Origin of the sequence: Sphingorhabdus sp., assembly GCF_029865925.1 — a bacterium.
Classification (GTDB): Bacteria; Pseudomonadota; Alphaproteobacteria; order Sphingomonadales; family Sphingomonadaceae; genus Sphingorhabdus_B.
This window is the reverse complement of record NZ_JARXAI010000042.1, coordinates 1-5,881: the sequence shown is the minus strand read 5'-3', so window position 1 is coordinate 5,881 and position 5,881 is coordinate 1. Positions and strand designations below refer to the sequence as shown.

At 51.4% G+C, this 5,881-nt stretch carries 6 protein-coding genes; 5 read left to right on the top strand and 1 reads right to left on the bottom strand.

Annotated features, from left to right (window positions below; all coding sequences use genetic code 11):
* The 4 genes from QE270_RS03845 to QE270_RS03830 form a co-directional block, all read left to right on the top strand.
* On the top strand, positions 1-750 hold a 750-nt coding region (locus QE270_RS03845; protein ID WP_300035405.1), incomplete at its 5' end, for a hypothetical protein.
* A gap of 150 nt (positions 751-900) precedes the next feature.
* Entirely contained in the window at positions 901-2,796 is a 1,896-nt protein-coding gene (locus tag QE270_RS03840) for a hypothetical protein (protein ID WP_300035402.1), read from the top strand.
* Positions 2,797-2,891: 95 nt separating this feature from the next.
* Positions 2,892-3,686 (top strand): TIGR00266 family protein, encoded by a 795-nt coding sequence (locus QE270_RS03835; protein ID WP_300035399.1) that lies wholly within the window; start codon positions 2,892-2,894, stop codon positions 3,684-3,686.
* A gap of 33 nt (positions 3,687-3,719) precedes the next feature.
* Complete coding sequence (locus tag QE270_RS03830; RefSeq protein ID WP_300035395.1) at positions 3,720-4,325, top strand: hypothetical protein; 606 nt, start codon at positions 3,720-3,722, stop codon at positions 4,323-4,325.
* 570 nt (positions 4,326-4,895) lie between these two features.
* Here the strand turns inward: QE270_RS03830 and QE270_RS03825 are convergent.
* A complete protein-coding gene (locus QE270_RS03825) occupies positions 4,896-5,279 on the bottom strand; it encodes a hypothetical protein (protein ID WP_300035392.1) in 384 nt (127 codons plus the stop codon).
* Between the two features lie 416 nt (positions 5,280-5,695).
* On the opposite strand from QE270_RS03825, the gene QE270_RS03820 reads away from it, so the two are divergent.
* Positions 5,696-5,881 (top strand): hypothetical protein (locus QE270_RS03820; RefSeq protein WP_300035389.1); only part of this gene is annotated, 186 nt, incomplete at its 3' end.

Sequence of the window (5,881 nt, the reverse complement as noted above, 5' to 3'; positions counted from 1 at the left end):
GCTAAATGCTCCGATGAGGTAACCACCACCAGGACTTATGCGGACGACGCAGAAATTCCCCCTCAAGACCCTAACAAGAGCGTGTCTCGCTCCATCTACCCGAACGACGACGGCACTAAAACTATTGTGGATGACACGGAGAACGTGGCCCGCGACTGTAAGCCTGCCGAAGTTAAAAAACAAAAAGCCGAATGGGATGCGGGAAAAGCGGAACGGGTAGCAGAACAAGTTCGCCAGAAGGCGGTAAGTGAAAATATTCTGAAGCTATATGGCGGCATGAACTTCAATGACCCCGAAATGGTAGCGCGCTTCACGCGCGAAGTCGAAAAGCTTGCCGGTTTTCGCAAAATCGAACATCTTGGCGATGGCGTATTCATGGTCGACTACAGCACTAGCGGTCGCCTCGCTGATGGTTTTGCATTCCCCATCTTCCCGAGTGTCAGTGTAGGCGCGCCCATGCTGTATGTAACCCGTTTAGATGATGGGAACCTCAGTGTCGTGGCGCCAGCATTCCGCGTCGTTCCTGATGATGAGAAGTCCTCCGCTGGCGAGGCTCGTAACGAGGCTGGTCAACAAGAGAAAAAGGCAATTCCGGTAAAAGGCAGCTTCACACTGACGACAGATGCTCCGATACTTATGAGCAACAGCAAGAGCGGCGCGGTAACAGCCGGCACACTCAAAACGTTGCGTTGGGATATTGGCCCTGGGCCCAGTGAAGCGCCAAAGGCGCTGTTGAAGCTTGCCCCTTAAGGGACTGGCCAAACCTCTGCGAGGCAGAGGGCCCGTTGCCTTGGTTGGCGACGGGCCAGGGCATCGCGAGGCTGCAATGCTGACCCGATCCATAGCAGATTACTCGGTCTATCAATGCATTTGACTTAAAGAAATATTGAGGTTCAGAAAATGTTTCGTCCCGAATTTATTGCACGCATTCGCTATGAATTTGATAAGACTATGGCGGCAGGCCCAATCGCACTGATTGGTTGGCTTGGTCTTATCTCGCTCGCAATTATTACGGTGGCTGGTGCCGTAGTCTCCCTTTTCAGCATCGTGCCTGAGGGCGATGAGGACATTAGCTTTATTGAGGGCTTTTGGGCTTCGCTGATGCGAACGCTAGATTCTGGAACCATGGGCGGCGATGAGGGGTGGGGTTTCCGCATCGTCATGCTGCTCGTGACCTTGGCGGGCATATTTGTTGTCTCCGCACTTATTGGTGTTCTCAGCACCGGGCTTGACAGCAAACTCGAAGAACTGAGCAAGGGGAAGTCGAAGGTTCTCGAGAAAAACCATACGATCATATTCAACTGGTCCGAGTCGATTTTTGACGTCATCCGTGAAATTGTCATCGCGAACGAAAGTAGCCGTAAGCCGCGCATTGTCATCATGGCTGACATGGACAAGGTAGCCATGGAAGAAGAGATCGCCGACAAAATCAAAGACCTGAAGAATACGCGCGTTATCTGTCGCAGCGGCGATCCAACCGTCCTTTTTGACATCGGGCTTGCTAGTCCCGAGACATGCCGGTCTGTCATCATCATGTCTCCTGAGACTGATGATGCGGATCCACAGGTGATTAAAACGATCTTGGCACTGGTGAATGACCCAGACCGCCGCCCTGATAAATTCCAAATCGCTGCAGAACTGCGCGAGGCGGAAAGTGTAGATTTGGCGCGTGTAGTTGGCGGGAACGAGGTGCAAATTGTGTTGGCCGACGACCTTATAGCGCGCGTAATGGTTCAATCCACCCGCGAGCCAGGGCTGTCGGCTGTGTTTGTTGAATTACTCGATTTCGACGGCTGCGAAATTTATGTGGTTGAACAGCCAAAACTTTCCGGAAAATCATTCGGCGAAGCGGTGATGGCCTATGACACGTCGAGCGTCATCGGTGTCTGCAGCGCCGAGGGCGTCGTTTCCCTCAACCCGCCGAGCAACCTGCCGATTACAGAAGACATGTCGATGGTTTTGATTGCGGAGGATGACTCCACAATTCTACTCGATGGAAAAGCAACGAACGTTGCCATTCCGTCTTTAGGAAAAGCGGCGGCGGTCCTTCCAAAACCGGAACGCACCCTCATCCTTGGCTGGAACCGACGCGCCCCAATTATTGCAAGCGAGCTCTCGCGCTATGTTGGCCCGGGTTCTTTACTTACAATCGCCGCTGATGTGCCGGAGATTGAGCAGGCGGTTGCGGATATCGTCGTCGACAGTAAAAATCAGAAAATCGAACTTAAAAAGGTCAATACGGGACGCTGGGCGGACATTTCTTCGCTCGATCCGCTCTCTTATGATCAGGTTCTCGTTTTGGCGCATAACGACCATATGTCGGCTCAGGCCGCTGATACCCGGACTTTAGTAAGTTTGTTGCATCTGCGTAAGATGAAAGAAACCGATGATCGAAATATAAGCATCGTCAGCGAGATGGTGGATGTCCGGAACCGCACATTGGCAAGCGTCACGAACGTCAATGATTTCGTCGTTAGCAACAAGCTGGTGAGCCTGATGCTGGCACAAGCATCCGAAAATGAGCACCTTGAGGCAATCTTTACAGATTTGCTGGACGATGGCGGTTCCGAAATCAGCATGCGTCCCGCAGAGAATTATGTGACCCTTGGCCAAGACACAACCTACCAAGAGGCAGTCCAGGCCGCATTAGCTCGAGGCGAAGTTGCCATCGGTCATCATATTTTGAACCAGACGGAAGCTGACGGCATCGGGCAGAGCGGGATTATCATCAACCCAATAAAATCGACGGCCGTTCGCTACAATGCGGGGGATCGCATTATCGTCTTGGCGGAATGAGGGGCTTTCCTGAGTGATGCCAACTCGGGGACCAACTTCCCTTAAAACACTATATTTAATCATGGCTGAGCGCCGATATGAAGGGTGATAATAAGATGGCCGACGAAATTGATTTTGAAATCAAAGGACAGGAATTGCAGTTTGTCGAGATTGAACTCGATCCGGGTGAGAGCGCCGTTGCAGAAGCCGGCGCGCTCGTGTGGAAGGATGCCTCGGTCGGTATGACCACCGTATTTGGTGATGGCAGCGATGACCAGAGCGGCAGTTTTATGAGTAAGCTGGTTGGCGCAGGCAAGCGGTTGGTGACGGGGGAAAGCCTGTTTACAACGGTATTCACGCACAATGGTCAGGGAAAAGCCAAGGTCGCCTTTGCCTCCCCGACACCGGGCGCAATTTTGCCACTCAAGCTAAGCGATTATGGCGGGACGTTGATCTGCCAAAAGGACAGCTTTCTTGCCGCTGCAAAGGGCGTGTCCATTGGCATTGCGTTTCAGCGCAAAGTGATGACCGGTCTGTTCGGCGGCGAAGGCTTTATCATGCAGAAGCTGGAAGGCGATGGATGGGTGTTCACGCAAATGGGCGGCACCTTGGTAGAGCGCGAGCTGGCCGCTGGCGAGGAGATCCACGTCGATACCGGCTGTTTGGCTGCATTTACACCGACGGTAGACTTCGACCTTGTCACAGCTGGCGGCGTTAAGTCTGTATTGTTTGGCGGCGAGGGTCTCTTCTTTGCCCGTCTTCGCGGGCCAGGCCATGTCTGGATCCAATCGCTTCCGTTCTCACGTCTTGCTGGACGGATGCTGGCTGCAGCCGGACCGCGCGGCGGAGAAAATCGGGGAGAGGGTTCCGCACTCGGAATGCTCGGTAATTTCGTTCAGGGTAATAACTAGCGTCCGTCTGGCTGCCTCAACATTTGCGGTGGCGTGACCGCCATTCGGATCAAGATGGCGGGGATCGCGCAATATCTGATGAAAGTTTCGAGCTGGCGTTTGAGGGTCCATTGGGGGACGCATATGATATCATTACAAAAACCGGCAGTAGCCGAAATAACCCACCCACGCCTTAATCGAATAGCGCTTCCCACTTTTTTGTTCGGTTTCTGCGCCGCTTTTGTTGTGCCAAGCTCGGCAGCTTATGCAGCTACGGATTATAAAAAGTCGTCACAGATTGAAGCAAGTCAAGGATTTGCAGACAATCTGGCACGGCCAAAGACCTTGAAAAATTCTGTTGGGGCGGTCGATGGAAAAACGAACTGGCGCGGCAAAAAAGGTCGCTGTCTGCTCAAAATATCGGGAAAAAAATTCATCGACGGCCAGTGCTGGGTGCGTCTGGAAACGGGGGGTAGCTTCCAAATTATGTCCCTAAATGAGAGCTATATTGCTCAACTTTTGAGGCTAGACGGCGAAGCGATTGGATATTGGAACGAAACAGCGGGCTCAACGCACGCGCATGCAACTTTAGGCGTGATGAACAGGTCAGGCGCATGTTGGAAGAGCCGTAAAGCTGAAATTTGTGCGTGGTCTCTTTAAGGCCACGGTTAGCTCCGGCAAGAGCCCCATATCGGCGTGGCATATGCCGCGCCTGATCCCGCCACTTTGCTTAATCGATTAAGGGGCGCGATATATTCCGGAAATACCCCCGTTTTCTGGATGGTGCCATTCTTCCGGCGCCAGCGACCAAAGCCACTCAGTGAATTGTTCAAGCTGTTCTTCGCTTGCTGGAGGAGTGTTGTAACAGCTCAATTCGGTGGCAACCAAGTCCCCCCAAAACGTAAAAGTATCTTAGCTGCCACTGCAGCTTGAAGGTATTTCTGGCATCAATTAGATTTTGATAGCTTGCAATTGCTTCAGCCGTTTATCGGCTTTCCTGTTGACGATGGCGACAGATTTTCGTCTTCGTTTGATCTCACTGGATTAGTTGATGACCACGTTAAAGTCGTCACCGTCCTTGACCAATGCCTAAGTATGGAACGCAAATGTGCCGCCATCTTGGGGCCGATTGGATACTGTTTTATTTTTAGGATGGTGAAGCAGCCAGACATCGCAAAACCATAGTCCTACTATTCCCCCAATCACCAGGACTGGCAAGCAGGCTGAAGATTAGCTGGTTATTCCCAAGGCAATTCGAGCTTGAGCTTCGCTTTCACTGGTATCAGCCAAGGACCAGCCCGAGGTAAGCAATCGGGCTGTGTACTGGCGATTATAAATGAACGAGGCAATCAACTGCCAAATTCCAAACGTGAAAATGCTGAAAATCAAATGCAGTGCCGCAATGCTTATCTCACCACGGAACAGCGGTACAAACCAACCAAAGCAGAAATATGTCGGACTGAACCCATAATATCCGTTTTTCGTCAAACCGGATTGGGAGTGACGAACTACAACACGCTTCTGCCGATAAAAAATCAGCAGCAGAAATGGCGAAAGCATGATCAGAACGATCAGTGCTACAATAAGCCCACTCCATATTGAAATATTATCCATGGTTTCCCCCACCCCGATAACTAGCTACTCAAATTGAAAGATGGTCAATGGAATGTCAAATTCATTTGTAACGGTTTGGCTCGTTCAGTTTTTGATTGGATCTTTTGCAATGGCAGCCTTGTGCACAATTGCGGCCGTTCAGTCTGCCCATCCGCTTGCCCAAAAGCAGTCGCTCAAATAAGCATACAACACATCCGGTCCTGGCAGCATCGGGCGTGCGACCCTAAAAAGTCTTCGAGTTCAAGCCCGGCAATTGACTGTATATCTAGGCATTTCGGCGGCTGGTTCCGACCCAAATATGTTAGCTCAAATCGACATAAATAAAGTTTGCATTATCATCAAATCATGGCACTGGATGCGTTAATAAAATCTTTTTATATTATTATTACAGTATAGTTACGCGAAATGGAGTGTTTATGGAACTTAGCAAAGCAATACTGAGCACAACGCTTGCGGCGGTAGCGTTTAGTCTATCGTCGGCTGCGCTGGCGCAGGAGGTTGGCGACTGGGTGTTGTCCCCTTGGCAGGGCAGTCGTGAATATTACCCAGGGGTGATTGAATCGCGCAGTGGCTCGGTAGTGACGGTCCGCTTCGACGATGGA

Coding starts and splice junctions, on each gene's coding strand:
- QE270_RS03840 (WP_300035402.1), top strand. CDS start 901: ATGTTTCGTCCCGAATTTATTGCACGCATTCGCTATGAATTTGATAAG.
- QE270_RS03835 (WP_300035399.1), top strand. CDS start 2,892: ATGGCCGACGAAATTGATTTTGAAATCAAAGGACAGGAATTGCAGTTT.
- QE270_RS03825 (WP_300035392.1), bottom strand. CDS start 5,279: ATGGATAATATTTCAATATGGAGTGGGCTTATTGTAGCACTGATCGTT.